Below are 302 nucleotides of genomic sequence, written 5' to 3'. Positions count from 1 at the left end.
GAAAAATCTTACAAAAAAATATGCTGATTTTACGGCTGTATCCGATGTTACTATGCACATACCAAAAGGAAAGGTTTATGGATTATTAGGTCCAAACGGTGCTGGAAAGTCTACTATTATGAAAATGTTCTTAGGTTTAACCAACCCTACCAGTGGTGGCTTAACAATTGACGATAAAAAACATCCTAAAGATAGAAATGAGATCTTAAAAGAAATTGGTTCTTTTATTGAAGCACCTGCTTTCTACGGAAACCTGACTGGAGAAGAGAACCTGGATGTTGTTCGGAAAATTTTGAAATTGC

Annotated in this window: 1 protein-coding gene; it reads left to right on the top strand. The window is 35.4% G+C overall.

Annotated elements, in window-relative coordinates:
* The coding region (locus FDW96_RS12885) for an ATP-binding cassette domain-containing protein (protein ID WP_137365794.1) at positions 1-302 on the top strand (302 nt) is incomplete at both ends.

Origin of the sequence: Citrobacter sp. TBCS-15, assembly GCF_005280815.1 — a bacterium.
GTDB classification, from domain to species: Bacteria; Pseudomonadota; Gammaproteobacteria; order Enterobacterales; family Enterobacteriaceae; genus Citrobacter; species Citrobacter werkmanii.
The sequence above is the reverse complement of the archived record's forward strand: the minus strand, read 5'-3'. Positions and strand labels throughout refer to the sequence as shown.